Here is a 24,339-nt window from a genome sequence, read left to right as displayed (position 1 = left end):
CACCTCTTCGCTCCCCCGCTCCTGCAAGGACATCGCCGCATGACCCCGACCGACCTGCTCGTCCCCACCTGGCGCCAGATGCTGGGCGCGCTGGCCGACTGGCTTGCCAAGGCCGAGGTGCAGATGCCTGGTGGCAAGGCGGAAACGCTGCTGTCTGCGCGGCTTGCGCCCGACATGTTCCCGCTCGCAACACAAGTACGCTTCGCCTGCGTGCAAGTGTGGGAAGGCGCACATCGCCTGCGCGACGAGCCGCTGCCTGATCGCGTCATGGCGTTGCTGGACGAAGGGCGGCAGGCGGGCGACCAGCCGGGCACCATGGCGGACGCGCGGGCGCGCATCGCCGAAACCCTCGTCCTGCTCGACAGCCTTGCCGCAGACGCGCTGGACCGGGCCGGCGATGCCCCGCTTGCCCATGACCTGCCCAATGGCATGATCTTCGACCTGGCGTCCGACAGCTATGCGCGCGACTGGGCGCTGCCCCAATTTTATTTCCACGTCCTGACCGCCTACGCCATCCTGCGCGCGCAGGGCGTGGAGCTGGGCAAGGCGGACTATGTCGCGCACATGCTGCCCCGCCTGCGCCAGCCCGGCGCGCCGCAGGACTGAACCCGCATCCCAAGGCTGTATTTTTCCGCCGACCCGGCCTAAGGGACGGCCCATTCTTCCTGTCCTGCGATAAGAAAGCCTGCCTCATGTCCGACGTCACCATCAAGCGCGCCCTCCTGTCCGTGTCGGACAAGGCGGGCCTCATCGAACTGGGCCAGGCGCTGGGGAAGCATGGCGTCGAACTGGTGTCGACCGGCGGCACGGCCAAGGCGCTGCGTGAGGCGGGCCTGACGGTCAAGGATATTTCCGACCTCACCGGCTTTCCCGAGATGATGGACGGCCGCGTCAAGACGCTGCATCCCAAGGTTCATGGCGGCCTGCTCGCCGTGCGCAACAACCCGAAGCATGTCGGGTCGATGGAGGAGCATGACATCGGCGCGATCGACCTTGTCGTCGTCAATCTCTATCCCTTCGCCGCCACCGTCGCCAAGGGCGCGGGGCGCGAGGAGATCATCGAGAATATCGACATTGGCGGCCCCTCGATGGTGCGTTCGGCCGCGAAGAATCACGAAAGCGTTGCGATCGTCACCGACCCGACCGACTATGCCCGGCTGATCGCCGAAATGGACGAAAAGGGTGGCGCGACCAGCTACGACTTCCGCCGCATGCTGGCGGCCAAGGCGTATGCCGCCACCGCCGCCTATGATTCGATGATCGCCAGCTGGTTCGCCTTCGCCGATCAGGGTGTCGCCTTCCCCGAAACGCTCAGCCTGTCGAGCACGCTGGGCGCGACGCTGCGCTACGGCGAAAACCCGCATCAATCCGCCGCCCTCTATCTGCCCGTCGGCCCCACCGCGCGCGGCATCGCCCAGGCGCAGCAGATCCAGGGCAAGGAACTCTCCTACAATAATTATAACGACGCCGACGCCGCGCTGGAGCTGGTCAGCGAATTTCGCGACGGCCCGCCGACGGTGGTCATCGTCAAGCACGCCAACCCCTGCGGCGTCGCCACCGGCGACACGCTGATCAAAGCCTATGAAGCCGCGCTCGCCTGCGACAGCGTCTCGGCATTCGGCGGCATCATCGCGGTCAACCGTCCGCTCGATGGCCCCACCGCCGAAGCGATCAGCGGCATCTTCACCGAAGTCGTCGCCGCCCCGGACGCCGATGACGACGCGCGCGCCATCTTCGCGAAAAAGAAGAACCTCCGCCTTCTGCTGACCGGCGACCTGCCCGATCCGACGCGTCCGGGCCTTCAGGTCAAGAGCATCGCGGGCGGCATGTTGGTGCAGAGCCGCGACAATGGCCAGGTCAGCCAGGATGCGCTCAAGCTCGTGACCAAGCGCGCGCCGACCGAACAGGAATTGAAGGACTGCCTGTTCGCCTGGACCGTGGCCAAGCATGTGAAGTCCAACGCCATCGTCTATGCCAGGGATGGCAGCACGGCAGGCGTCGGCGCGGGCCAGATGAACCGCCTCGAATCGGCCCGCATCGCCGCGTGGAAGGCGAAGGATGCGGCGGAAAAGGCTGGCTGGAGCGAGCCGCGCACGATCGGCTCCGCCGTTGCCTCCGACGCCTTTTTCCCATTCGCCGACGGCCTGATGGCCGCGGTCGAGGCCGGCGCGACCGCCGTGATCCAGCCGGGCGGTTCGATCCGCGACGACGAGGTGATCGCCGCCGCCGACAAAGCAGGCCTCGCCATGGTCTTCACCGGCATGCGTCACTTCCGGCATTGAGTCTCATGCAGGTGCGAACGCATCCTGTTCGCACCTGCAAAATCGCGCAAATCCGCCAATTCTTGCCAAGTGGCCTCTTTTCAACCCGCCCTGCCGCGCCTATTTAAGGCGCGACCCTACTTCCACGTCAGACGTGGGGCACAAGACAAGAAAACATGTTCGACAGGAGACAAGGATGAGCATGAAGACGCTGGCGGCCCTTGCCGCCACGATGGCCCTTGCGCTGCCCGGTATGGCCAGCGCCGGCAGCACCAATAATGACGTGATCGTCGATGGCACCAGCGGCACGGAAACGCGGTCGATGACCGTTTCGCTTAGCGACCTGAACCTCGCGAGCGCAGGCGATGTGCGCCGCGCCGATTATCGCCTGATCCGCGCATCCAAGAAAGTGTGCGGTTTCGTCAATGGATCGGTCATCCCCGTGACCGACGATTATCGCAATTGCTATGGCGCCGCGATTGATGGCGCGCGCAGCGATCTCAGCACCCTGACCCAGCGTCTGGGCTGATCGAGCGATCGCAAAAGCGCGCCGGTCGCGCTGGAGCCTTCCCCCGCGAAGGGGACTGCAGGGGGCCGTTCCGCATCGCGCGGGGCGGCCCTTTGGCATGACGGCTGGTCAGGAGCGGCCCACCCATGCGCCACCATGCTTACCGGCGATTAACCACTCCTTAGAAGATTTCCTTCACTCCGGGCGGCACGAAGACCATCGGGGGACCAGACTGCCATGCCGCATACCGATCAGAAGGTGGATGTTGCCATTGTCGGGGCCGGCCCGGCCGGCCTGACCGCCGCCTATCTCCTGACCAAGCAGGGCTATAGCGTCGCCGTGATCGAAAAGGACCCGATCTATGTCGGCGGCATCAGCCGTACGGTAGAGCTGAATGGCTTTCGCTTCGACATTGGCGGCCACCGCTTCTTTTCCAAGTCGCAGCAGGTGGTCGACCTGTGGAACGAGATTCTTCCGCACGATTTCATCCAGCGCCCGCGCATGAGCCGCATCTATTATGAGGGCAAATATTACAGCTACCCTCTGCGCGCGTTCGAAGCTTTGCGGAACCTGGGCATCTGGCGCTCGACGCTCTGCATGGCGAGCTTCGCCAAGGCAAAACTCTTCCCCAATCGTGACATCCGCTCCTTTCAGGACTGGACCGTCAATGCCTTCGGGCACAAGCTCTTCTCGATCTTCTTCAAAACCTACACCGAAAAGGTCTGGGGCATGCCGTGCGACGAAATGTCGGCGGACTGGGCGGCGCAGCGGATCAAGGGCCTGTCGCTCTGGGGCGCGGTCAAGGACGGGCTCAAGCGCAGTCTTGGCCTCAACAAGACGCCCAACGATGGCATGGCGACCAAGACGCTGCTGGAAAGTTTCCGCTACCCGCGCCTTGGCCCCGGCATGATGTGGGACGCGGCGCGCGACTATGTGGTCGCGGGCGGCAACCAGGTGCTGATGGCGCACAGTTTCAAGCGGCTGGAGGAAGACCAGGCGCATGGCACATGGCGGCTGATCGCCGATGGTCCCGATGGCGATGTCACCATCCGCGCCGGCCATGTCATTTCCTCCGCGCCGATGCGCGAACTGGCCGGCCGCATCCACCCCCTGCCCGCCACGCTGCCGCAGGCGATGGATCTTAAATATCGCGACTTCCTGACCGTCGCCTTGATGGTGAAGGGGGATGATATCTTCCCCGACAATTGGATCTATATCCATGACCCGCGCGTGCAGGTGGGCCGGATCCAGAATTTCCGCAGCTGGTCGCCCGAAATGGTGCCCGATCCCACGCTCGCCTGCGTGGGCCTGGAATATTTCTGTTTCGAAGGCGATGGCCTCTGGTCCTCGACCGATGCCGATCTGATCGCGCTGGCGACAAAGGAAATGGCGCGGCTTGGCCTGTGCAACCCCGATGATGTCGTGGGCGGCGCGGTGGTGCGTCAGGAAAAGGCCTATCCCGTCTATGACGACGCCTATGCCGCCAATGTGCTGGCGATGCGCACCGAACTGGAAGCGCGTTATCCCACGCTGCACATGGTCGGCCGCAACGGCATGCACCGCTACAACAACCAGGATCATGCGATGATGACGGCGATGCTGACGGTGCGCAACATCATCGCCGGCCGCCGCGTCCATGACGTGTGGCAGGTCAATGAGGACGCCGAATATCATGAGGCTGGCGCCGAAGGACAGGATGCCGACGCGCAGGCTGCGCTTGCCAGCGTCCGCGCCGTCCCTGCCCGGCTCAAGGCGGCCTGAGACCATGGCCCCCCGCCTCCGGGCGGCGGTCCTGCCGGTCGCGCGCCTGATGTTCGCCCGCTATCTGCTGGCCAGCATCATCGCGCTCGCCAGCGACTTCGCCCTGTTCCTGCTGCTGGACCGCCTCGGCCTGCCGCCGGTCGCGGCGGCGTGCGGCGGCTATGCCGGCGGCCTGCTGGTCCATTGGGCGATCAGCGTCCGCTTCGTCTTCGACACCGGGGCAGGGCCATCACATGGCCAGCGCCTCGCCTTCATCGCCAGCGCGCTGCTGGGCATGGGCATGACCATGGCGATGGTCGGCGCGCTCAGCCTTGTCGGCACCGCGCCCGCGCTCGCCAAGCTCCTGTCCGTCCCGGTCAGCTTCCTCACCGTCTATGCGATTCGCAAATATGGCGTCTTCGCCCGCGCCTGACCTGCGCCGCGCCGCGCTCTGGGCAGGACTCGCCTGGCTGACGTGCTGCGTGGTCCTGATCTGGCTGGCCCATGGCCGCTTTTCGACGCTCGCCTTTCGCGACCCCGATGATGCGATGCGGCTGGTGCAGGTGCGCGACTGGCTGGCCGGGCAATTCTTTTTCGATGTGTCCCAGCATCGGGTGAACCCGCCCCATGGCGGACCGATGCACTGGTCGCGCATCGTCGACATGCCGATCGCGGGCCTCATCCTGTTCCTGCGGCCGCTGCTGGGGGCAGCGAGCGCCGAACTCATCGCCTGCATCGCCGTTCCGCTGCTGCTGCTGGGTGGGCTTGTCACCGCTTTCTTCATCGCCGCACGACGGATCGCGGGCGACGCCGTGGGCCTCGTCGGCGTTGTGCTGCTGCTGACATCGCCCAGCATCCTCGTGCAATTCGCGCCGCTGCGCATCGACCACCATGGCTGGCAGATCCTGCTCGCCGGCGTCGCGCTGATGGGCGCGTTCGATCAACGCCCGGCGCGGGGCGGCGTCATCGCCGCGCTCGCGCTGGCGACATGGCTCCAGATTTCGAGCGAGGCGCTCCCCTATGCCGCGCTGTTCGCCGGCCTGTTCGCGCTGCGCCACTGGATCGACCGGGCTCAGGCGCCCCGCTTCATCGCCTTCGCGGTGACGCTCGGCCTTGCCGCCGCCGCCCTGCTGGCGCTGCTGCGCGGGCCGGGCGCGCTGCTGGCGACGCAATGCGATGCGCTGTCCTACGCCTATGTCTGGCCGCTCCTTGCGCTGGCGGTCATAGCGGCGCTGGCGGGGCGCCTGATCGGCCTGGATACCGCCAGGCGGCGGCTGATCGTCGCCGCGCTGGCCGGCGGCGCAGCGGTCGCGACCTTCCTCATGACCGGCGGCCCCTGCCTGTCGGGTGATCCCTTCGCCGCGCTTGGCCCCGTCGCCTATCGCCTCTGGTATCTCAAGGTCATGGAAGGGCGGCCGATCTGGGCGCAGGATCTTGCCATGCGCGGCGCCATCCTGCTGCCCGCGCTGACAGGTCTTGCCGGCGCGCTGGTGGCGGCATGGCGCGCATCCGGCGTGGCGCGGGCGCGCTGGGCGACGCTCGCGCTGCTGATCGTCGGCGCGACGCTCGTGGCGATGCTGGTGATGCGCGCCTTGTCGGTCGCCCATCTCTTTGCGCTGCCGGGCATCGCCTGGCTGATCGTCCTGCTCTTTCGCCGCGCACAGGCCGCGCCCAGCGCGATCATCCGCGTCCTTGGTTCAGCAGCGCTGATACTGCTATCGCCAGCGGGGCTGAGCGCCGCCTGGATCGCGCTTGCCTCCCACCACCCGGCCGAGGACAAGAGCGCCGCCGCCGACTGCCGCGCTCAATCCATCCTCGCGCGCCTCGACCGCCTGCCGCCCGCCACCCTGTTTGCGCCAATCGACATGGGGCCGGACATATTGCTGCGCACCCGCCACAGCGTCATAGCCACTGCCCATCACCGCAATGTCGCGGGCCTGACCGAAGTCATCCGCGCCTTCGTCGCCGACCCGCAACAGGCGCGATCCATCGTCGCGGGCAGCGGCGCGACCTATCTGGTCGGGTGCGATTCGCTGACGGAACTCCGCTCCTACGCGCGCGAGAACCCTGAGGGGCTGGCCGCCATGGTCCGGCAGGGCCGCGCGCCGGACTGGCTGGAACCGCTGCCGGGTAAGGGACCGCTGCGGGTCTGGCGGATCAGGCGGGCTGGAAGCTGAGCGCCACGCCGTTCATGCAATAACGCTTGCCCGTGGGCTTGGGGCCATCATCGAACACATGGCCCAGATGTCCGCCGCAGCGCGCGCAATGCACCTCGGTGCGCGGATAGCCCAGCGCGAAGTCGCGACGGGTGCCCACCGCGCGCGACAAGGGCGCCCAGAAACTGGGCCAACCGGTCCCGCTGTCGAACTTGGTCTTGCTGCTGAACAGCTTTTGCGCGCATCCCGCGCAGCTAAAGATGCCGGCGCGATGCTCGTCATTGAGCGGGCTGCTATAGGGATGCTCGGTCGCTTCCTGCCGCAACACCTTATAGGCCCAGGGACTCAGCTTCTTGCGCCATTGCGCGTCGGTCAGCGTATAGGCATAGGCCGCCTCCGCCTCGCCCGGCAACAATTGCCACAGCGCCACCGCGCCCACGCCACTGGCGATGCCGCCCAGAAAATGCCGTCTGTCCATGGGCGACGGCATACCGCAATCAGCCTGTCGCCGGCCTGAACAGCTGTTTCCACCAGCGCCCGCCCGACTGCATCACATGCCGCCGGAACAACAGCACGCCCACCCGGATGATCAGCGCCACGAACGCCGCCTGCCATAGCAACGCCAGCAGATGCGGCCACACCGCCGCATCCTGCCCCGCCCGCGCGATCATCGCGAAGGGCGAACTGAATGGGAAGATGCACGCAGCGATCTCGGCCGGCGATCCCATATGGTCGACGGCATAGCTGGCGAAGAAGAAGATCAGCATCTGCCCCATGGTGATCGGCATGTTGAGCGTCTGCACCTCGCGCACCGTCGCGGCCTGCGCGCCGATCCCCAGGAACAGCGACCCCAGCAGCGTATAGGCCATGGTGAAATAGGCGAGCGCTAGCGCCAGGAAGATCGGCCACCCCACCGCCGGCGCGGGCAGCCCCGCGGGCTGCCCGCCCGCCGCCAGGAAAACGGCGAACGCCGTCCCGCCCCAGAAGGCGATGCCCACCAGGCTCATCGCCAGCATCGCCATCAGCTTGCCCAGGAATATCGCGTCGATCGGCACGGCGGCCGCCAATATCTCGATGATCTTGTTCGTCTTTTCCTCAACCAGGTTGGACAGGATCATGCCCGCCAGCAAGATAGTGAGGAAAAATATCACCACCTGCGCCGCCCGCCCGATCAGCAGCCGCGCCTGCGCCTGCGCGCCCAGACTTGTCGCGACTTCCTGCCGCTCGACCGGCACGAACCGCAGCGTCCGCTCCGCCAGCGCAGCCGTCGCCAGCAGGCTTATGTCGCCCTGCAACCGGTCCAGATCTTCCGGCTTTCCCGTCAGCATCGGGCGCGTCAGACTCCCCGAGATGATCGCCACCACCTGCGAATCAGGATTCGCCAATTGCGTGCGGGGATCGGGCGCAAGCGGGGCTTTTTGCAGGTGCGGCAGCGCGTCCGCACCCATTCGCTCGACCAGCCGGTGCTCCGCCCGCAGCATCGCCGCCGTCTCCGCCGGGGCCAGCGCCACGCCCACTGCCGGCCGCAGGTCCGACCGCGAAATCCGCTCGTCCAGCCCGCCAAAGGCAAAGCCGATGACGATCGGCAGCAATGGCCCCAGCAGGAACAGGATGAAGGTGCGCGACAGCACCACGGCGGTGAAATCGCGCCGGGCGATGACGAACGCCGCGCGCCACAATGCCCTCATGCCCGCGCCTCCTTGTCCTTTTCATCGCGCATCTGCCGCGCCACCGCTTCGCCGGCGATCGCGACGAAGGCGTCGTGCAGGCCCGGCCGCTCGATCGACAGGCTCTCGATCCCCGCCCGGTCGTCGATCAGCGCGCGCAGCAGCGGCTCGATCCCCTCGGCCGGCAGGGCGAAATGCCACGCCCCTTCCTGCGCCATCGTATCGGGCGGCAAGGCGCGCCGCCATGCCCCGTCGGTCGCCCGCGTGCGCAGCCGCACCTGCGGTTGCAGGCGGTCGCGCGCCTCGCTGACCGTGCCGTCGAACCGGATGCGCCCTCCCGCGATGATGGCGACCCGCTCGCACAGCCGTTCGGCATGGGCGATGACATGGGTGGAAAACAGGATGGTGACGCCGCGCCGCGCCTGCTCGCGGATCAGCGCCTCCAGCTTTTCCTGGTTGATCGCGTCCAGCCCGGAAAAGGGCTCGTCCAGCACGATAAGGCGCGGCTCATGCACGATCGTGCCGAACAATTGCACCGTCTGCGCCATCCCCTTCGACAGTTGGCGGATCGGCTTGGTTATGGCCGCGCCCATGCCATGATCTTCCAGCAAAGCCTTGGCCCGACGCCGCCCTTCCGCCAGCGGCAACCCGCGCAGCGCCCCCATGAAGGCGATCGCCTCAAACGCCTTCATCGACGGATACAGCCCGCGCTCCTCGGGCAGATAGCCGACCTGCTGCGCCATGCGCAAAGGCTGGCTCGCCCCCAGCAACCGCCGCTCGCCCGCATCCGGGTCGACAATCCCCAGCAAGGTGCGCAGCAATGTCGTCTTACCCGCGCCATTGGGGCCTAAAATGCCGTAGATCGCGCCCGCGGGCACCGCGATGTCGACGCCATCGACCGCGCGGAAGTTGCCGAATGTCTTGACGAGCCCATGGCCTTCGACGGCGAAGACGGGCATGGGGGCCGGAATGGAGGCGGAGGACGGGGCCGGGGTGTCGCCGATCATCCCGCCCTGATAGTCTGGACCCGTGGCCGTGCCTATAGAAACCTTGGAGCAGCGCCTGAAGGCGCAGGCGCAGCAGCTGGGCTTTGCCGCCTGCCGTATCGCCGACGCCGACGCCGCGCCGCAAAGCGCGGCGCGGCTGCGCCAATGGCTGGACGCCGGCTATCATGGCGACATGCTGTGGATGGAGGAGCGCGCCGACCAACGCGGCTCTCCGCGCGGCCTGTGGCCCGCCGTGCGCAGCGTTATCATGCTGGGGATGAGCTATGCGCCGGGCCGCGATCCGCTGGCGCTGGCCGATGCGCCCGACCGCGCGCGCTTTTCGGTCTATGCGCAGGGCAAGGATTATCACGATGTCGTCAAGAAGGCGCTGAAGGCGCTCGCCCGCTGGCTGGTGGAGCAGCAGGCGCGCGAGGGCGAGGCCGGCGGGCTCAAGGTCTTCGTCGATACAGCGCCGGTGATGGAAAAACCCCTGGCGCAGGGCGCTGGGCTTGGCTGGCAGGGCAAGCACAGCAATCTGGTCAGCCGTACCCAAGGCAGCTGGCTGTTCCTGGGGGCCATCTATACCGAACGGGCGCTGACACCTGATGCGCCGGAACGCGACCATTGTGGCAGCTGCACCGCCTGTCAGGCCGCCTGCCCGACCGATGCCTTCCCCGCCCCCTATGTCGTCGATGCGCGCCGCTGCATATCCTACCTCACCATCGAGCATAAGGGGCCGATCCCGCGGGATTTGCGGGAAGGCATCGGCAACCGCGTCTATGGCTGCGACGATTGCCTGGCGGTCTGCCCCTGGAACAAATTTGCCGACCATGCCGCCGCGAACAAGGCGTTCCTCGGCCGAGCCGAACTCGCCGCACCCGACATCGGCGACCTGCTCGACCTCGATGACGCGACCTTCCGCGAGATTTTCTCCGGCTCGCCAATCAAGCGCATCGGCCGCAACCGCCTGGTCCGCAACGCCGCCATCGCCGCAGGCAACAGCGCCGACCCGCGCCTGCTCGCACGCCTACGCCCCCTGTGCGACGATGAAGACCCCGTCGTCGCCGAAGCCGCCGCCTGGGCCATCGCCAAACTCACTACTTGACGGGGGTCTGGGGCCGGCCATCGGGGCGCAACTCTATTGACTCCTCCTGGGATTCGTGCCGCTCTGGCGGCGTCTCGTCGCCGGGTTCACGATCGTCAGTGTGAGTCTTCATCTATGGTCGATCCATTCATCAGCCCACGTCAGCTTTTTGCATGGGCGGATCACAATTTCATCAATATCAAACGACGTCTCAAATCCTTCGATGAGGAGCGGCCTTACACTTACATCGTCGAGCAGGATGCCGAAACAGGAGAGTACATCCATAAGGTTCGCCTCCTTAAATCGATCCCCCCGGAAATCTCGCTTCTCACATTCGACGTCGTCAACGCACTGCGCGCCTCGCTCGATCAATCCATCTTCGCTAGCGGCGTCGTCCTTCTGGGGCGGGAGCCCAATGGAACAAAGTTCCCTTTCGGGGCCGATGAAACCGAAGCCCGAAAGGATGCTTACCGCAAACGCAGTGAAGCAGACCCTGAAATCATCGATAGGGTTTTGAGTTTCCAACCCTACAACGCTGGGGACCGGCTTCTCTTCAATTTGAATAAGCTCAGAAACATGAAACATCACCGGATCATCGCACCCGTTCTCGTTCAAACGGGCAGTATAAAAGTTACCGGCGGCACTTTTGTCAGTGATGGCCCATTCGCTGCTATGTCCATGAACAATGCGGTCGAATGGGATGCTTCTAAAAACGAGCTAACGCTTTTCCGCACCGGAACTCCCAAGTCTCAATACGAGATCGAAATCGGCGTGCGCATATCCTTCACCGACCGAACCGCCTTCCCAAATTCGGATGCGTTGACTGTCCTTCACGATCTCTTTCACAAGGTCCAAAGCGTCTTAGTGGCTATCGAAGAGGAGACGGTGCGGCTCGCAAATGCGCGAGGCATACCTATCACTTTTGATTAAATTTTGTAAAAGTGATAACTCCCCCCGTGGGCGCGGTGGCAGCCCGCTGGGCTGACGCAGCGGTGCCCCAGTCGCGCTTCGCGCCTCCGTTGGAAATGCCAGCCCGCGCCGCCAAACCGCGCCCTCGCCACTTCAGACCCTCTACGTGCCTGACCCCCCCGTCACCCCCGCGAAAGCGGGGACCCATCTCTCCCCGCAATGTTCCATCAGACACAAGGCTGTGCCGCTAAAGGCCCGCCCATCCTATTTTCTTCCAAAATAGGATTTCGCCTGCTTTACCCTTGGCGATGCACCGACACCGCCTTTTCTTGCCCTTCGCGCTGCCTTCCGCTCCCTGCGACCACTGTCGCGTCGCGGTCGCTTCGCAGACGCTTCGGTGTCGCTTCGCACCCCAAAAGGCTCCACGACACTGTGAACTTCGGCCAATCGGAACAGCGCCGCCTATTTGCTCTGGAGCGCGCTCACACAGGCGGCCGGATCGACATCCGCACCGGTGGGATTGCGCGCATCGACATGCGTCACCACCGGTTCCTTGCCGCGCGCAGGGGCGTAGAGATAAGCGTCGAGCACGCAGCGGCCATTGGCGAATTGCAGTTTGCGCACCGTGGTCTCGCGAATGTCGAGCCGGGGCGTGCCGAACAATTGCGTCAGGCGGCGCGCGTCCGATCCCATCAGCGGCCCCTGTTTCTGGAAGGCGCTGGCCGGCGGGCCGGCGGGCGGCGGAGCGTAGCTGCCTCTGGGAACGACCGACCCGCCACAGGCGGCGAGCGGGGCCAGCAGCAGAAACGACAGGAAACGGGGGGCAATCATCATCTGGTCTTCCGGCCGAGCAGCATATGAACCGCCATAGCCGCGCTGAAGATCGGCGCAAGCAGGTTGACCAGCGGCACCAGGAACAGAAGCGCCGAAACGAGCCCCATGAGCCACCGGCTGCCGCGCGGGATTGGCGGCAGCGCGGGATGACGCGGCTCGACCATGTCGGCCATGTCGCGGCCCAGCAGAATGGCGTTGAGCGCCAGGAACAGGCCGATCGTGCCTACGCCCGTCACCAGCAGCGCGATATAGGCGGGCAGCGCCAGCAGATTCCAGCCGATGGCGCGCCCCAACGAGGCAAGCGCCAGCCGGACGCTGCGCCCCCACCCCACCGGCCGCGCCGCGACATGAGGATAATCGGCGCGCTCGACCGCCGCGACGATATCATCGGCAAACAGGCCCATCACCGCCATCGCCGTCGCCCGGAACAGCAGCCATCCCGCCGCGACCAGGGCGATCGCCGTCGCACTTGCCTCGGCCAGGCCCCCGCCGCCCCAGCCCAGCGCCAGCCGCGCGGCATGAAATCCGCTCCACAGGGCTGCGCCCAGCAGCGCGAACAGCAACAGCGTCAGCGCCAAAGTCTTGGCCAACAGGCGCAGCGTCGCCCGCTGGAAGATGGAAGGGAAAGCGCGCAGCGCGGCGGTCAGGATCATGCTTCCGCTATCCGCCGCCCCGGCCCCGCCGTCAATCAGCGCCGTTGCGCCCGCGCCGCCGGCCCGGTAGAGACGGCGCAATTTTATTACCAGCATAAGGATATTGCGTGATCGCTTCCGCCCCCACGCTCGACGTCGTCGCCATCGGCAACGCCATTGTCGATGTTCTCGCCCGCAGCGACGACGCCTTTCTGGCGCAGCACGCGCTGACCAAGGGCGGCATGCAGCTGATCGACGCCGCCATGGCCGAAAGCCTCTATGCCGACATGCCCCAGGCAAAGGAAATCAGCGGCGGGTCGGCCGCCAACACGCTGGCGGGCTTGGCTGCGCTGGGGAAAAAATGCGGCTTCATCGGCCAGGTCAATGACGACCAGCTGGGCGAAGTCTTCGCGCATGATGTCCATGCGCTGGGCATCCGGTTCGACACGCCCGCCATGAAGGGCGACGTGCCCACCGCCCGCTGCCTCATCCTGGTGACGCCCGACGCGCAGCGCACGATGAACACCTTTCTGGGCGCCTCGCAATTTCTGCCGGAAGCCGCGCTCGACCTCGACATGATTCGCTCGGCCGGCATCCTTTATCTCGAAGGCTATTTGTGGGACCCGGAACAGCCCCGCGCGGCGATGCGGGCGGCGATCGAGGCCGCACGCGATGCGGGCCGCAAGGTCGCCTTCACCCTGTCTGACAATTTCGTCATCGACCGGCATCGCGCCGACTTCCTCGACCTCATCGACCAGGGTCTTATCGACATCCTCTTTTCCAACGAGGGCGAAATCCAGTCGCTGGCGCAGGTGGATGATTTCGACAGGGCGCTCGCCCGCTTCGCCGGCAAGGTGCCGGTGCTGGTGTCGACGCGCAGCGAAAAGGGCGCGGTGGCGGTGGTCGATGGCACACGCTATGAAGCGCCCGCCGCGCCGGTCAGCCAGATCATCGACACGACCGGCGCGGGCGACCTGTTCGCCGCCGGCTTCCTTGCCGCCCATATCGAGGGGCGCGATGTTGCCGATTGCCTGAACCTCGGCGCAGCGGCGGCGGCGGAAGTGATTTCCCACTGGGGCGCGCGGCCCGAGGCCGATCTGGTGGTGATCCGCGACCAGCTGTTCGCCTGACCTTGCGCAGCGGAAGGCGCGGCTGGCCCCTGGTTCAGCCCGCCTTCTGCTTGCGGAACAGCGCGCGGTCATCGGGGCCAAAGCCCCAGCGCCAGATGACCAGCGCATAAGCCCCCAAAATCGCCCAGACGCCGACCGCCAGCTCCACCCATTCGAACCGCGGCGGCAGCGCGACAAAGCCCGCCCCCACGATGCAGGCCACCCCCGCCGCGCTCAGCAGCGGCCAGCGCCAGGCGTTGATCGGCGCGCCGAGCAACCGCGAGAGCAGCCGCGCCTTCACCAGCGCACCCAGCGCCAGCGCCAGACACAGCGCCAGAGCCGGGGCGGCCGCCACCCACAGGCCCGGCAGCTCCATCTGCCGGGCGAGCAGGATGAGCGCGAAGCTAAGCGCGGCCTGGCACCCGATCATCACCAGCGAGATCATCAGGTTGCGGTGCCGGGCGATATAGACCAGCGCCGATTCGCTCACCACCGCCGTCGCCGCCACCACTTCGGCCAGCAGCAGGAAGGCGAGCGCGCCGGTCCCCCCGACGAAATGCGGTCCCACCAGCCCCATCACCGCTTCACCCGGAATGCCCAGCGCCAGCGCAATCCCCGCCTGCGCCGCGATGATCCAGAAACCGACCTGGCTCACCTGCTTGGCGATGGCGGCCAGGTTGTTTTCCGCCAGATTGCGGGTGATGACCGGCCCCAATATCGGGTCGAAACTGGTCTTGAGCTTCTGCGGCAGTGACGCGACCTGCTGCGCTACATAATAGATGCCGATCACCGCCGGGCTGACGAACAGGCCCAATATCGCCATGTCGAGCCGGCGCGATCCCCATTCGACGCCGTCGGCCGCCGCCAGCGGCAGGTTGCGCCGCGCCAACCGCCACAGTCGGCCACCATCGGGCCGCCAGCCGCGCGGCACGCCATAATGGCGCATCAGCGGGATGATCGACGCCACCAGCGCCGCGATCATCGACACGGCATAGGACAGGATCAGGCCGTCGCGCGTCGAATAAAAGGCAAAGGCAAAGGCGCCGATGCTGATCGCCCAGGGTTCGATGATCGATCGCGCCCGCACGGTCGCGCCAATGTCGAACCGATAGGCGCAGGCAGCGAGCGCCACATCGGACCCTGCAACCCCGATCACCACCAGCGCCAGCAACCGATCAAGCCCGTTGATGCTGCTGTTGGGGAACATCGCCTGCGGAAAAGCGATCAGGATCGCCGCGCCCAGCAACGACGCCAGGAACGTCACCAGCATCGCGTCGGCAACGACATGATTATGCGGCCGCTCGGTTTGGGCGAGCGCGCCGGCGAGGCCGCGCTTGAGGCCCAGCGTCGCGATCTGGGCGATGAATTCCACCACCAGCACGGCATAAGCGAAACGGCCGAGCGCATCTGCGCCATACCAGCGACCCGCGATGAACAGAAACGGAAGCCGCGCCGCCAGCCGCAGCAGGAAGCCAAAGATATTCGTCCGCCCACCCTTCGCCAGCGCGGCGATATCGTCCCGGTCATCGGGCAAGGACCGGTCGGTCGCGGTCAGCGGCGGTTCGGCCGGCGTCATGACGGGGAAAGGGATGTGGGCACGGGGCGCTTTATTCGGGTCGCAACGGCCGCGCAAGCAGCGCGTCGATTACATCGGATAATGGTGCGGCCTCGGACAGCAGGGCGCAGACCGCCTCCACCACCGGCATTTCGACTCCCGCCGCGCGCGCTGCGTCGCGCAGCACCGGGGCGGTATGCGCGCCTTCGGCCACGGTGCGGCGGTTGGACAACAGCTCTGCCGCGCTTGCGCCCTCGCCCAGCCCCTTGCCGAGCGAGAAATTGCGCGAATTGGTGGACGAGCAGGTCAGCACAAGGTCGCCCAGTCCCGACAGCCCACCCAGCGTTTCGGCCCGCGCGCCACGCGCCAGGCCAAAGCGCGTCATTTCGGCAAAGCCCCGCGAAATCAACGCCGCACGGGCATTGAGGCCAAGCCCCGCGCCCTCCGCGACACCACAGGCGATGGCGAGCACATTCTTGACCGCGCCGCCAATTTCCGCGCCGATGACATCGTCGGACAGATAGGGGCGGAAGGACGGACGCGCGATCCGGGCGGCAAGGCGCTGGCCCAGATCCCGATCTTCGCACGCCAAAGTGACGGCGGTCGGCAGCCCCTTCGCCACCTCATGGGCAAAGGTCGGACCGGACAGAACCGCTATGGGCGATGCCGGCTGCGCCTGCGCCGCGACTTCCGACATGAGCAGGCTGCTGCCCGCCTCGATCCCCTTGGAGCATAACACCAATGGCACGCCGGTCGGGGCCTGCGAGACCACGGCGCGCAGATGTTGGGCGGGACTGACCACCAGCAGCATCTCACAGGCGGCAAGGTCGCCCATCGACCCAGTCGCCCGGACCGAAGGCGATAGCGGGATATTGGCGAGGTAGAGCGGATTTTGATGGCTGGCATTGATCGCGTCCACCACATCCGGTTCCAGCGCCCACAACACCACATCCTGGCGATCGCTGGCCAGCAATTGCGCCAGCGCCGTGCCCCATGCGCCCGCGCCGATGACTCCCGCCTTCATGCCTTTACGCCCCTCATGCCTTGACACCGGCGCCGCGCGCCTTTTCCGCTGCCGGGTCGAGCGGCCAGCGCGGCCGGGCCGGAACGCTCAGGTCATCGACCATGCCGGCAGCATAGCGTTCCGCGCCTGCCCAGGCGATCATCGCCGCATTGTCGGTGCACAGCCACAGCGGTGGCGCGACGAAGGGCAGATTATGGGCGGCGGCCAAGTCTTCGAGCGCGGCGCGGATCGCCTGATTGGCGGCGACGCCCCCGGCGACGACCAGCGCGGTGACGCCCGCGCTTTCGCCCAACGCCCGTCGCGTCCGATCAACCAGGCAATCGATCACCGCCTGCTGAAAGGATGCCGCGATATCCTCGGTCGCATAGTGGCCGGATTGAACCGCACGCATTACCGCGCTTTTGAGACCCGCGAAGGAAAAATGCGGCTCCGCCGTGCCGGCCAGCGGCCGGGGCAAGGGCACCGCCTTGGGATTGCCCATGGCCGCCGCCTTCTCGACCAGCGGCCCGCCGGGATAACCAAGGCCCAGCAGCTTGGCTGTCTTGTCGAACGCCTCGCCCGCCGCATCGTCGATCGTGGTGGCTAGCCGCGCATAGTCGCCCGGCCCCTTCACATGCAGCAACTGGCAATGGCCGCCGGACACCAGCAGCAAAAGATAAGGAAATTGCAGCGTCCGATCGGCCAGCCGGGGCGAGAGCGCATGCCCCTCCAGATGGTTGACCGCGACCAGCGGTTTGCCGGCCGCATGGGCGAGCGCCTTGCCGGTGACGAGGCCGACCATCACTCCGCCGATCAGGCCCGGCCCGGCGGTCGCGGCGATCACGTCCACATCGGCCAGCGTCATCTTCGCGTCGGCCAGCGCGGCTTCGATCAGGGGGCTGAGCGCCTCGACATGGGCGCGCGCGGCGATTTCGGGCACGACGCCGCCATAGGGGCGATGCGCCTCCTCCTGCGTCGCGAGGCGATGCGCCAAAATGCGTCCATCGGCCGTCACCAGCGCCGCTGCGGTTTCATCGCAGCTCGATTCCAGGCCCAGAATGATGGTCATTGCCGCTTCCATCTAATGCCGCTGGTCATTAGAGCAAGCCGGATATGCTTTTCACCCCACAAAGCGACTTTGGCCGACCGCTGCGCCTGGGCACCAGGGGATCGCCGCTGGCGCTGGCGCAGGCTCGCCTGACCGCGCAGGCATTGATCGCCGCCCATGGCTGGAGCGCCGACGCGATCGAGATTGTCACCGTCCAGACCAGCGGTGACCGGATTCAGGACCGGGCGCTCGCGGACATCGGCGGCAAGGCGCTCTGGACCAAGGAACTGGACCGGGCGCTGGTCGCCGGCGAAACCGACCTGTCGGTCCATAGCATGAAGGATGTGGAAACCGTCCGGCACGACATATTCCATATCGCCGCGATGCTGCCCCGCGCCGACCCGCGCGACAAGCTGATAGGCGCGGCCAGTTTTGACGCCTTGCCTCCCAACCCGATCGTCGGCACCAGTTCGCCGCGACGCGGCGCGCAGGTCAAGCGGCTGCGCCCGGACGCCACCATCACGCTGTTCCGGGGCAATGTCGCGACGCGTCTGGCAAAGCTGGCGGCGGGGGAGGTGCATGCGACCCTGCTCGCGGCGGCCGGTCTCGACCGGCTGGACCAGGGCAATGTCGGCACGATCATCCCGGTCGACACGATGCTGCCCGCCCCATCGCAGGGCGCCGTGGGCATCGAAATATTGGCCGGCAACGCGCCTGTCATCGAAGCCGTGGCAGCGATCAATCATCGCGACACGTTCGACACCGTCATGATGGAGCGCGCCGTGCTGCGCGGCCTGGGCGGCACCTGCCATTCACCAATCGCCGCGCTCGCGCTGGTCGACGGCGACGATCTGATGCTGCGCGCCGAGATCATCAGCCCCGACGGGCAGGAAACGGTCAGCGAGAATCTGCGCCTGGCACGCGGCGACTTGGATGCGGGCGAAGCTCTGGGCCGCGCGCTGCTCGACCGCGCCAGCCCGGCCCTGCGCGCCCTGTTCGAGGCGTGAGGCCAATCCTCATCCTGCGGCCGCAGCCCGGCGCCGATCGCACCGCGGACAAGGCGCGGCAACTGGGCCTCCTGCCATCGATCCATCCGCTCTTCGCGCCCCACGCGCGGGACTGGGCCGCTCCACCTGCGCGCGATTTCGACGCGCTGCTGCTGACCAGCGCCAATGGCGTACGCTGCGCGGGCGCAGGACTGGAACAATATCGCGGCCTGCCGACCTATGCCGTGGGGCAGGCCACGGCCGGTGCCCTTCATACCGCGGGCTGGGACGATGTGGCGGCGGGCGACGCGGATGGCAGCGCCATCGCCGCGCGGATCGCGCGGGACGGGCATCGCCGCGTGCTCCACATTGCCGGCACGACCGTCGCGCCGATCGAGGCCGGTCCGCTCGCCATCACCCGCATCGCCGTCTATCATATGGCCGCGCTTCCGTCCGATCCGGCGCTGATTGCGGCAGCAACGCAGGGCGCGATCCTGCTGGTCCACTCGCCGCGCGCGGGCAAACAACTGGCGGCGCAGATGCCGCAAGCCCGGCGCGGCGCGCTGCACCTGATCGCGATCAGCGCCAACGTGCTGGCCGCCTGTGGCGATGGCTGGGCCAGCGCCGCTTGTCCGCCGCGGCCCGATGATGACGAGATGCTGGCTCTTGCCCGCGCTTTGTGCGAAGGACAGCAGCAATGACAGACGAACGGGTCAGCATGGATGGCGACAGCGTGGATGCCGGCACAGTTTCGCCTGCGCCGGCGCGGCGGCGCAGCCTTCTGCCGCTGCTGATCCTTACGCTTCTGGCCTTTGCGCTGGGGGTGGGCCTGACCGTCTGGGCCTGGCCGCAGATCCAGAGCCGCTGGGGGCGGACGCAGAGCCAGAAAACCGCCACACCCACCCCCCGCGCCAGCCTGCCTGCTGCTACCCCGCGCCCGCTCTCGAACGATAGCGCCCAAATGCTCGACGGGCGCGTGGTGCAACTGGAAGAAAGGCTGACCCGCATCACCGTGGAGGCGCAGGCCGCGTCCGCCAACGCCGCCCGCGCCGAAGGACTGCTGGTCGCCTTCGCCGCGCGGCGCGCGCTGGATAATGGCGGGCCGCTCGGCTATATTGAGGGGCAATTACGGCTGCGCTTCGGCCAGGCACAACCGCGTGCCGTCGCCACCATCATCAACGCGGCGCGCGAACCGGTAACGCTCGCCGATCTGCGCGCAGGTCTTGCCAATATCGGCGATGCCCTCGTCAAACCGCCAGCCAGCGCCAGTTGGTGGGACGCGCTGGAACATGAAGCGCGCGAACTTGTCACCATTCGCAAGGCCGATGCGCCCTCACCCCGCCCTGAAGCCGCCTATGATCGCGCGATGCGCTATCTTGATGGCGGCCGGGTCAGCGCGGCGCTGGCGCAGGTCGAACATATGCCTGGCCGGGCGGTCGCGGAAAAATGGGTGCAGATGGCCCGCCGCTACATGGAAGCGCGCCGGGCGCTCGACCTCATCGAAACGGCGGCGATCCTGGAGCCGCGGACCTTGCGCAGCAGCGAAGGCGCGCCGGTCGCGCAAACCTCGCCGCTCGCGCCCTGATCCGTCTTTACGCCGGCAGTCCGATCATCGACATCTGCCGGCCATAGCCAGGCTCGCCCCGATGACAGGCGCGGCGATAGCTGAAGAAGCGGTCCGGCTGGCTATAGGTATCCTCGTCCAGCACCGCGACCCGCACCACACCCGCCGCCGCCAGTCGCGCCGCGACATAGCCGCCGATATCGAATTGCAGGTGGCCGGGCTTGCCTGCTGAAAAGAAGCGCGCGTTGTCCGCGTCCTGCTCCTCGAAGCGATGCGCGAAATCGTCCGTCACCTCATAGGAGGCGCGGCCGATGCACGGGCCGATCGCCGCCACGATCCGCGCCCGCGCCGCGCCCAGCGCCTCCATCGCCGCCAGCGTCGCGTCGGTAACGCCGCCGATCGCGCCTTTCCACCCGGCATGGGCCGCCCCCACCACGCCAGCCGCCGGATCGGCAAACAGCACCGGCACGCAGTCGGCGGTCAATATGCCCAGCAACAGCCCCGGCCGGTCAGTGACGATCGCGTCCGCCTCCGGCCGGGCGTCCATGGCGAAGGGCGCTGTCACCGTCTCCGCGCGCGCCGAATGCACTTGCCGCACCGTGACCAGTGCAGCGCCCGGCAGGACGGCATCGCGCGCCAGATCGCGATTGCGCACAATCGCATCAGGATCATCGTCCGACCCCAGCCCGACATTGAGGCCCGCATAAATGCCGCCGGACACGCCGCCCCGCCGCCCGGCAAAGCCGTGGGGAACGGCATCGAGCAGCGGCGCCTTTATCAATTCAACCATGGCGCCCTTGTGCCTTTCCTGTCATGACCGCGCAACATACTTGCGCGCGGCAGATTAGGCGATAGTCTGCCCTTCCCATAGGCAAAAGGGGTTCGCCGATCGGCGTTCCGGGCTAAGGGAACAATAATCTCATGATATTCGGGCGCGTAAAGCCTCTCGACGCCATATTGGCGACGGCGGAAAAGAAATCACTGCATCGGTCCCTGGGGGCCTTTCAGCTCACCATGCTGGGTATCGGCGCGGTTATCGGCACCGGCATTTTCGTGCTGACCGCCGAAGCCGCGCAAAAGGCGGGGCCGGGCATGATGCTCTCCTTCGTCATCGCCGGCTTCGTCTGTGCCGTGGCGGCGCTCTGCTACGCGGAAATGGCCGCGATGGTCCCGGTGTCGGGATCGGCCTATACCTACAGCTATGCGGTGATGGGGGAAGTCATCGCCTGGATGGTCGGCTGGGCGCTGATCCTGGAATATGCGGTCGCCGCCGGCGCCGTGTCGGTGGGCTGGTCGGGCTATGTCGTGGGCCTCATCGAACATACGTTCCAGATGGACATACCCAATATCCTGACGCGCGGGCCTTATGACGGCGGCATCGTCAACCTGCCAGCCATGCTGATCGCCGCGCTCGTTACCTGGCTGCTCGTCATCGGCACGAAGGAAAGCGCGACCGTCAACGCCGTGCTGGTCGCGATCAAGGTGGCGGCGCTGACGCTGTTCATCATCTTGTCGGTGCCGGTCATGAACATGGACGGTTTCTCGCCCTTCGCGCCGCTCGGCTTTGCCGGCATTTCGGCGGCTGCGGCTTCCATCTTCTTCGCCTATGTCGGGTTCGACGCAGTGTCGACCGCGGCTGAGGAAACCAAGAATCCCCAGCGCAACATGCCGATCGGCCTTATCGGCTCGCTCGCCATCTGCACCGTCTTCTACATGCTGGTCGCCGCTGGCGTCATCGGCACCGTAGGCGCCCAGCCCGTAACGGCCGGCAACATCCCGATCGCGCAGGGCGGCATCGCGCTGGCGCCCGGCTCCACCGAATTGTCCGCGCAGTGCGCCGCGCTGGCCAAGGCCGGAACAGAAGCCGTCACCTGTTCGAAGGAGGCGCTGGCCTGGACCCTGCGTGAAATCGGCTGGCCCCAGATCGGCAACCTGCTCGGCCTCGCCGCCGGCCTGGCGCTGCCCTCAGTCATCCTGATGATGATGTTCGGCCAGACCCGCATCTTCTTCGTCATGAGTCGCGATGGCCTGCTGCCCGACTTCTTCTCGAAGGTGCATCCGGTCTACAAGACGCCGCATGTCATCACCATCCTGACCGGCATCTTCGTCGCGCTGTTCGCCGCTTTCTTCCCGGTCGGCATCCTGGCGGACATCTCCAATTCCGGCACGCTTTTCGCCTTTGCCGCCGTGTCGATCGCGGTCATGGTGCTGCGCCGGACCGACCCGACGCGCAAGCGGCCTTTCCGCACGCCTGCGATCATGGTCACAGCGCCCATCGCGATCATCGGGTGCATGTATCTGTTCTGGAGCCTGGGCAGCGACACCAAGCTGATGTTCGTGGGTTGGGCCACGATCGGCCTGATCGTCTACTTCGCCTATAGCCGCAACCGCAGCCATGTGGGCCGGGGTATCGTCGACGTGGCGGAGGACGACGCTGCCGTACCCCCGCAGCCGGTACCGCCGCTGCCGGGCGCGCCGACGCCGGGCGGAAAGGACGCCTGATCCAGACTGAAGCGGGGCGGGAAACCGCCCCGTTTTCGTTTCAGCGCCCTACCGACTCAACAGGGTCACGCAGCGCGGCCAGATTGGGGCGAGTGAAGAGCTTTCCCCGCTCGGCCCAGACCACGATCAGGAAAGACAGAACCCCGAACACCAGCAATCCTAGGGTAAAGGGCAATGTCGTGCCATCGAACGCCCGGCCAACCAGGCTGCCCAGCGCGGCCGACACAGCCGTCGTCAAAAACGCCTGAAAGGATGAAGCAACGCCCGCGCCCTTGTGGAACGGCTCCATCGAAATGGCGCTGAAATTGGCGGCCGTGAAGGCGACCGTCAGCATGGTGAGCGACTGAAGCGCGACGAACGTGGCCAGCGTTTCCCACCCCTTCAGGATCACGGCCAGATGAATCGCAGCGATCAGGCAGAAGGCGATCAGTGCGGTCTGGCTCATGCGACGCGCGCCAAAGCGCTGCACCAGGCGACTGTTGATCAGGCTGCCGACCCCCATGCAGCCGGCAATGGTGGCAAAGCCGATCGGGAAGATGGTCGCTGCATCGAACACGTCGAAGAAAATCTGCTGCACCGACAGGATGAACCCGATCAGCCCGCCCATCACCACCCCGCTCGCCAGCATATAGCCGATCGAACTGCGCGTGCGCAGGACCACGCCGATGGTCGCCATCAGCCCCCCCACGGTGATCCGCGTGCGGTTCTCCATCGCCAGTGTCTCGGGCATCCGCGCCAGCATCCAGACCAGGATCAGGCTGGCCAATATCACCAGCACCCAGAAAATCCATCGCCACGGCGCCACCCATAATATCGCCTGGCCGAAGCTGGGTGCGATCACGGGGATCAGCATGAATACGGCAAAAATCAGCGACATGACACGCGCCATCGCGTCGCCGCGGAACCGATCGCGAATGATGCTCACGGTAATGACCCGACTGGCGCCGGCAAAGAAGCCGGCAAAGCCGCGGCCCGCCAGCATCATGACGAAGCTTTGCGCGCTGGCGCATAGGACGGATGACGCAATGAACATCGCCATCGCGCTGCCCAGCACCATCTTGCGCCCGAATCGATCGGACAGAACGCCGAACAGCAGCGATCCGATGCCCAGCCCCATGAAATAGACACTGATGATCAGTTGCCGGTCATTGGGCTGCGGAATGGCCAGGTCGCGCCCGATCGCAGGGAGCGCGGGCAGCATCGGGTCGATCGACAGGGCGTTCATCGCCATCAGGCACGCGCATAGCAGCACGAATTCCCGGAAATGAATGTCGCGGGGGGGCGATGAAGGGGATGATGGGATCATGCCGCGGCTATGGGGACTATACGCCGCCCGCGCCACCCCCAAAAAGGGACCCGGCGCTGCGGCCGACTACTCCGCCGGATATGGCAAATATGCCGTTAACCATTTTTTATCCGCTGCTCCGTCATGGTGCACCCAACGTACAAACCAAAGGGTCACATTTTGCTTTAGCGACAGGACAGGGGGTTGGTTTCATGGGTAACAGTTTCAAAAGCGCGCAATTTTTGATGGAAGCCCGGATGTCGCGGGCGGCCTATGGATCGGCGGACGACTGTTTTGACCTTGGCGTCGCCTATAGCTGCGGAACCGGCGGCCTGCCCATCGACCTCGTCGAAGCGCATAAATGGTTCAACCTCGCCGCGATGCGCGGCAGCCAGCAGGGCCAGTCGATGCGCGCGGAAATCGCAGAGGAAATGACAGCACGCCAGATCGCCGAAGCACAGCGCCAGGCCCGCGCGCTGATCGCGCCGCGCCAGGCCCGCGCCGCCTGAT

The 24,339-nt window shown here is 66.4% G+C and carries 24 protein-coding genes; 14 read left to right on the top strand and 10 right to left on the bottom strand.

The features are described 5' to 3' along the window. The first annotated feature begins 39 nt into the window (after positions 1–39). The 6 genes from SKA58_RS00605 (at position 40) to SKA58_RS00580 (ending at position 6,686) form a co-directional block, all read left to right on the top strand. Positions 40–606: a DUF1993 domain-containing protein gene (locus SKA58_RS00605; RefSeq protein ID WP_009820386.1), complete on the top strand. Its 567-nt coding sequence runs from the start codon at positions 40–42 to the stop codon at positions 604–606. Between the two features lie 86 nt (positions 607–692). Beyond that, on the top strand, positions 693–2,282 hold the full coding sequence (purH, locus tag SKA58_RS00600; RefSeq protein ID WP_009820385.1) for a bifunctional phosphoribosylaminoimidazolecarboxamide formyltransferase/IMP cyclohydrolase: 1,590 nt from the start codon (positions 693–695) through the stop codon (positions 2,280–2,282). Between the two features lie 175 nt (positions 2,283–2,457). Next, positions 2,458–2,790, top strand: coding sequence for a UrcA family protein (locus tag SKA58_RS00595; RefSeq protein WP_009820384.1), 333 nt, complete (start codon positions 2,458–2,460; stop codon positions 2,788–2,790). A gap of 216 nt (positions 2,791–3,006) precedes the next feature. Further along, positions 3,007–4,530: an NAD(P)/FAD-dependent oxidoreductase gene (locus SKA58_RS00590; RefSeq protein WP_009820383.1), complete on the top strand. Its 1,524-nt coding sequence runs from the start codon at positions 3,007–3,009 to the stop codon at positions 4,528–4,530. A 4-nt stretch (positions 4,531–4,534) separates the two neighbouring features. Next, positions 4,535–4,942 carry a GtrA family protein gene (locus SKA58_RS00585; protein ID WP_009820382.1) on the top strand — a complete coding sequence of 136 codons (408 nt, stop codon included), beginning with the start codon at positions 4,535–4,537 and terminating at the stop codon, positions 4,940–4,942. Beyond that, entirely contained in the window at positions 4,905–6,686 is a 1,782-nt protein-coding gene (locus tag SKA58_RS00580; RefSeq protein ID WP_232209340.1) for a hypothetical protein, read from the top strand. The genes SKA58_RS00585 and SKA58_RS00580 overlap by 38 nt, the downstream gene beginning before the upstream one ends. Here the strand turns inward: SKA58_RS00580 and msrB are convergent. The 3 genes from msrB to SKA58_RS00565 are packed head-to-tail and all read right to left on the bottom strand — an operon-like array spanning position 6,667 to position 9,339. Further along, positions 6,667–7,143, bottom strand: coding sequence for a peptide-methionine (R)-S-oxide reductase MsrB (msrB, locus tag SKA58_RS00575; RefSeq protein WP_037541951.1), 477 nt, complete (start codon positions 7,141–7,143; stop codon positions 6,667–6,669). The two genes, SKA58_RS00580 and msrB, sit on opposite strands and share 20 nt — an antisense overlap. Before the next feature lie 19 nt (positions 7,144–7,162). Then, entirely contained in the window at positions 7,163–8,353 is a 1,191-nt protein-coding gene (locus SKA58_RS00570; RefSeq protein WP_009820379.1) for an ABC transporter permease, read from the bottom strand. Beyond that, a complete protein-coding gene (locus SKA58_RS00565) occupies positions 8,350–9,339 on the bottom strand; it encodes an ABC transporter ATP-binding protein (RefSeq protein WP_009820378.1) in 990 nt (329 codons plus the stop codon). Before SKA58_RS00565 ends, SKA58_RS00570 begins: the two co-directional genes overlap by 4 nt. Positions 9,340–9,382: 43 nt before the next feature. Between SKA58_RS00565 and queG the strand changes: the two genes are divergently transcribed. Together queG and SKA58_RS00555 are read left to right on the top strand one after the other, a co-directional pair. Next, entirely contained in the window at positions 9,383–10,423 is a 1,041-nt protein-coding gene (gene queG / locus SKA58_RS00560) for a tRNA epoxyqueuosine(34) reductase QueG (protein ID WP_009820377.1), read from the top strand. A gap of 114 nt (positions 10,424–10,537) precedes the next feature. Beyond that, the gene (locus SKA58_RS00555) at positions 10,538–11,332 is read left to right on the top strand and encodes a hypothetical protein (protein ID WP_009820376.1); all 795 of its coding nucleotides are present in this window, start codon (positions 10,538–10,540) and stop codon (positions 11,330–11,332) included. A gap of 441 nt (positions 11,333–11,773) precedes the next feature. On the opposite strand, the gene SKA58_RS00550 is transcribed toward SKA58_RS00555, so the two are convergent. Continuing rightward, positions 11,774–12,142, bottom strand: a complete 369-nt coding sequence (locus SKA58_RS00550; protein WP_037542381.1) for a hypothetical protein — start codon at positions 12,140–12,142, stop codon at positions 11,774–11,776. Next, positions 12,142–12,798 carry an EI24 domain-containing protein gene (locus tag SKA58_RS00545; protein WP_037542378.1) on the bottom strand — a complete coding sequence of 219 codons (657 nt, stop codon included), beginning with the start codon at positions 12,796–12,798 and terminating at the stop codon, positions 12,142–12,144. The genes SKA58_RS00550 and SKA58_RS00545 overlap by 1 nt, the downstream gene beginning before the upstream one ends. A 107-nt stretch (positions 12,799–12,905) precedes the next feature. Here SKA58_RS00545 and SKA58_RS00540 point away from each other — a divergent pair, with 107 nt between their 5' ends. Then, on the top strand, positions 12,906–13,907 hold the full coding sequence (locus SKA58_RS00540; RefSeq protein ID WP_009820373.1) for an adenosine kinase: 1,002 nt from the start codon (positions 12,906–12,908) through the stop codon (positions 13,905–13,907). A 34-nt stretch (positions 13,908–13,941) separates the two neighbouring features. Here SKA58_RS00540 and SKA58_RS00535 read toward each other — a convergent pair whose 3' ends face one another. Genes SKA58_RS00535 through tsaD form a run of 3 tightly spaced genes read right to left on the bottom strand, consistent with a single transcriptional unit; the run spans position 13,942 to position 17,513 of the window. Beyond that, entirely contained in the window at positions 13,942–15,462 is a 1,521-nt protein-coding gene (locus SKA58_RS00535; RefSeq protein ID WP_009820372.1) for a lipopolysaccharide biosynthesis protein, read from the bottom strand. Positions 15,463–15,493: 31 nt separating this feature from the next. Beyond that, positions 15,494–16,465 (bottom strand): NAD(P)H-dependent glycerol-3-phosphate dehydrogenase, encoded by a 972-nt coding sequence (locus SKA58_RS00530; protein ID WP_009820371.1) that lies wholly within the window; start codon positions 16,463–16,465, stop codon positions 15,494–15,496. 13 nt (positions 16,466–16,478) lie between these two features. After that, entirely contained in the window at positions 16,479–17,513 is a 1,035-nt protein-coding gene (gene tsaD / locus SKA58_RS00525) for a tRNA (adenosine(37)-N6)-threonylcarbamoyltransferase complex transferase subunit TsaD (protein ID WP_037542375.1), read from the bottom strand. Positions 17,514–17,557: 44 nt separating this feature from the next. On the opposite strand from tsaD, the gene hemC reads away from it, so the two are divergent. The 3 genes from hemC to SKA58_RS00510 are packed head-to-tail and all read left to right on the top strand — an operon-like array spanning position 17,558 to position 20,063. Beyond that, entirely contained in the window at positions 17,558–18,499 is a 942-nt protein-coding gene (hemC, locus tag SKA58_RS00520; protein WP_009820369.1) for a hydroxymethylbilane synthase, read from the top strand. Beyond that, entirely contained in the window at positions 18,496–19,179 is a 684-nt protein-coding gene (locus SKA58_RS00515; protein WP_009820368.1) for a uroporphyrinogen-III synthase, read from the top strand. The genes hemC and SKA58_RS00515 overlap by 4 nt, the downstream gene beginning before the upstream one ends. Continuing rightward, positions 19,176–20,063 carry a hypothetical protein gene (locus SKA58_RS00510; RefSeq protein WP_009820367.1) on the top strand — a complete coding sequence of 296 codons (888 nt, stop codon included), beginning with the start codon at positions 19,176–19,178 and terminating at the stop codon, positions 20,061–20,063. The genes SKA58_RS00515 and SKA58_RS00510 overlap by 4 nt, the downstream gene beginning before the upstream one ends. Before the next feature lie 7 nt (positions 20,064–20,070). Here SKA58_RS00510 and pgeF read toward each other — a convergent pair whose 3' ends face one another. After that, positions 20,071–20,832 carry a peptidoglycan editing factor PgeF gene (gene pgeF, locus SKA58_RS00505; protein WP_009820366.1) on the bottom strand — a complete coding sequence of 254 codons (762 nt, stop codon included), beginning with the start codon at positions 20,830–20,832 and terminating at the stop codon, positions 20,071–20,073. 131 nt (positions 20,833–20,963) lie between these two features. Between pgeF and SKA58_RS00500 the strand changes: the two genes are divergently transcribed. Further along, positions 20,964–22,544: an amino acid permease gene (locus tag SKA58_RS00500; protein WP_009820365.1), complete on the top strand. Its 1,581-nt coding sequence runs from the start codon at positions 20,964–20,966 to the stop codon at positions 22,542–22,544. A gap of 40 nt (positions 22,545–22,584) precedes the next feature. Here SKA58_RS00500 and SKA58_RS00495 read toward each other — a convergent pair whose 3' ends face one another. Next, entirely contained in the window at positions 22,585–23,775 is a 1,191-nt protein-coding gene (locus tag SKA58_RS00495) for a multidrug effflux MFS transporter (protein ID WP_009820364.1), read from the bottom strand. Positions 23,776–24,041: 266 nt separating this feature from the next. Between SKA58_RS00495 and SKA58_RS00490 the strand changes: the two genes are divergently transcribed. Next, positions 24,042–24,338, top strand: a complete 297-nt coding sequence (locus SKA58_RS00490) for a hypothetical protein (protein ID WP_009820363.1) — start codon at positions 24,042–24,044, stop codon at positions 24,336–24,338. Position 24,339: the final 1 nt, after the last annotated feature.

It is taken from the genome of Sphingomonas sp. SKA58, from assembly GCF_000153545.1.
Classification (GTDB): domain Bacteria; phylum Pseudomonadota; class Alphaproteobacteria; order Sphingomonadales; family Sphingomonadaceae; genus Sphingobium; species Sphingobium soli.
This window is presented reverse-complemented; position numbering and strand designations above follow the sequence as displayed.

What these genes read in the sequence shown, in the direction of transcription:
- SKA58_RS00565 (WP_009820378.1), bottom strand. Translation starts at nt 9,339, where the DNA reads ATGATCGGCGACACCCCGGCCCCGTCCTCCGCCTCCATTCCGGCCCCC.
- SKA58_RS00500 (WP_009820365.1), top strand. Translation starts at nt 20,964, where the DNA reads ATGATATTCGGGCGCGTAAAGCCTCTCGACGCCATATTGGCGACGGCG.
- SKA58_RS00595 (WP_009820384.1), top strand. Translation starts at nt 2,458, where the DNA reads ATGAGCATGAAGACGCTGGCGGCCCTTGCCGCCACGATGGCCCTTGCG.
- SKA58_RS00570 (WP_009820379.1), bottom strand. Translation starts at nt 8,353, where the DNA reads ATGAGGGCATTGTGGCGCGCGGCGTTCGTCATCGCCCGGCGCGATTTC.
- SKA58_RS00580 (WP_232209340.1), top strand. Translation starts at nt 4,905, where the DNA reads ATGCGATTCGCAAATATGGCGTCTTCGCCCGCGCCTGACCTGCGCCGC.
- purH (WP_009820385.1), top strand. Translation starts at nt 693, where the DNA reads ATGTCCGACGTCACCATCAAGCGCGCCCTCCTGTCCGTGTCGGACAAG.
- SKA58_RS00510 (WP_009820367.1), top strand. Translation starts at nt 19,176, where the DNA reads ATGACAGACGAACGGGTCAGCATGGATGGCGACAGCGTGGATGCCGGC.
- tsaD (WP_037542375.1), bottom strand. Translation starts at nt 17,513, where the DNA reads ATGACCATCATTCTGGGCCTGGAATCGAGCTGCGATGAAACCGCAGCG.
- SKA58_RS00530 (WP_009820371.1), bottom strand. Translation starts at nt 16,465, where the DNA reads ATGAAGGCGGGAGTCATCGGCGCGGGCGCATGGGGCACGGCGCTGGCG.
- SKA58_RS00490 (WP_009820363.1), top strand. Translation starts at nt 24,042, where the DNA reads ATGGGTAACAGTTTCAAAAGCGCGCAATTTTTGATGGAAGCCCGGATG.
- SKA58_RS00495 (WP_009820364.1), bottom strand. Translation starts at nt 23,775, where the DNA reads ATGGCGATGAACGCCCTGTCGATCGACCCGATGCTGCCCGCGCTCCCT.
- SKA58_RS00605 (WP_009820386.1), top strand. Translation starts at nt 40, where the DNA reads ATGACCCCGACCGACCTGCTCGTCCCCACCTGGCGCCAGATGCTGGGC.
- hemC (WP_009820369.1), top strand. Translation starts at nt 17,558, where the DNA reads ATGCTTTTCACCCCACAAAGCGACTTTGGCCGACCGCTGCGCCTGGGC.
- SKA58_RS00550 (WP_037542381.1), bottom strand. Translation starts at nt 12,142, where the DNA reads ATGATTGCCCCCCGTTTCCTGTCGTTTCTGCTGCTGGCCCCGCTCGCC.
- SKA58_RS00590 (WP_009820383.1), top strand. Translation starts at nt 3,007, where the DNA reads ATGCCGCATACCGATCAGAAGGTGGATGTTGCCATTGTCGGGGCCGGC.
- SKA58_RS00555 (WP_009820376.1), top strand. Translation starts at nt 10,538, where the DNA reads ATGGTCGATCCATTCATCAGCCCACGTCAGCTTTTTGCATGGGCGGAT.
- SKA58_RS00585 (WP_009820382.1), top strand. Translation starts at nt 4,535, where the DNA reads ATGGCCCCCCGCCTCCGGGCGGCGGTCCTGCCGGTCGCGCGCCTGATG.
- SKA58_RS00535 (WP_009820372.1), bottom strand. Translation starts at nt 15,462, where the DNA reads ATGACGCCGGCCGAACCGCCGCTGACCGCGACCGACCGGTCCTTGCCC.
- SKA58_RS00545 (WP_037542378.1), bottom strand. Translation starts at nt 12,798, where the DNA reads ATGATCCTGACCGCCGCGCTGCGCGCTTTCCCTTCCATCTTCCAGCGG.
- msrB (WP_037541951.1), bottom strand. Translation starts at nt 7,143, where the DNA reads ATGGACAGACGGCATTTTCTGGGCGGCATCGCCAGTGGCGTGGGCGCG.
- pgeF (WP_009820366.1), bottom strand. Translation starts at nt 20,832, where the DNA reads ATGGTTGAATTGATAAAGGCGCCGCTGCTCGATGCCGTTCCCCACGGC.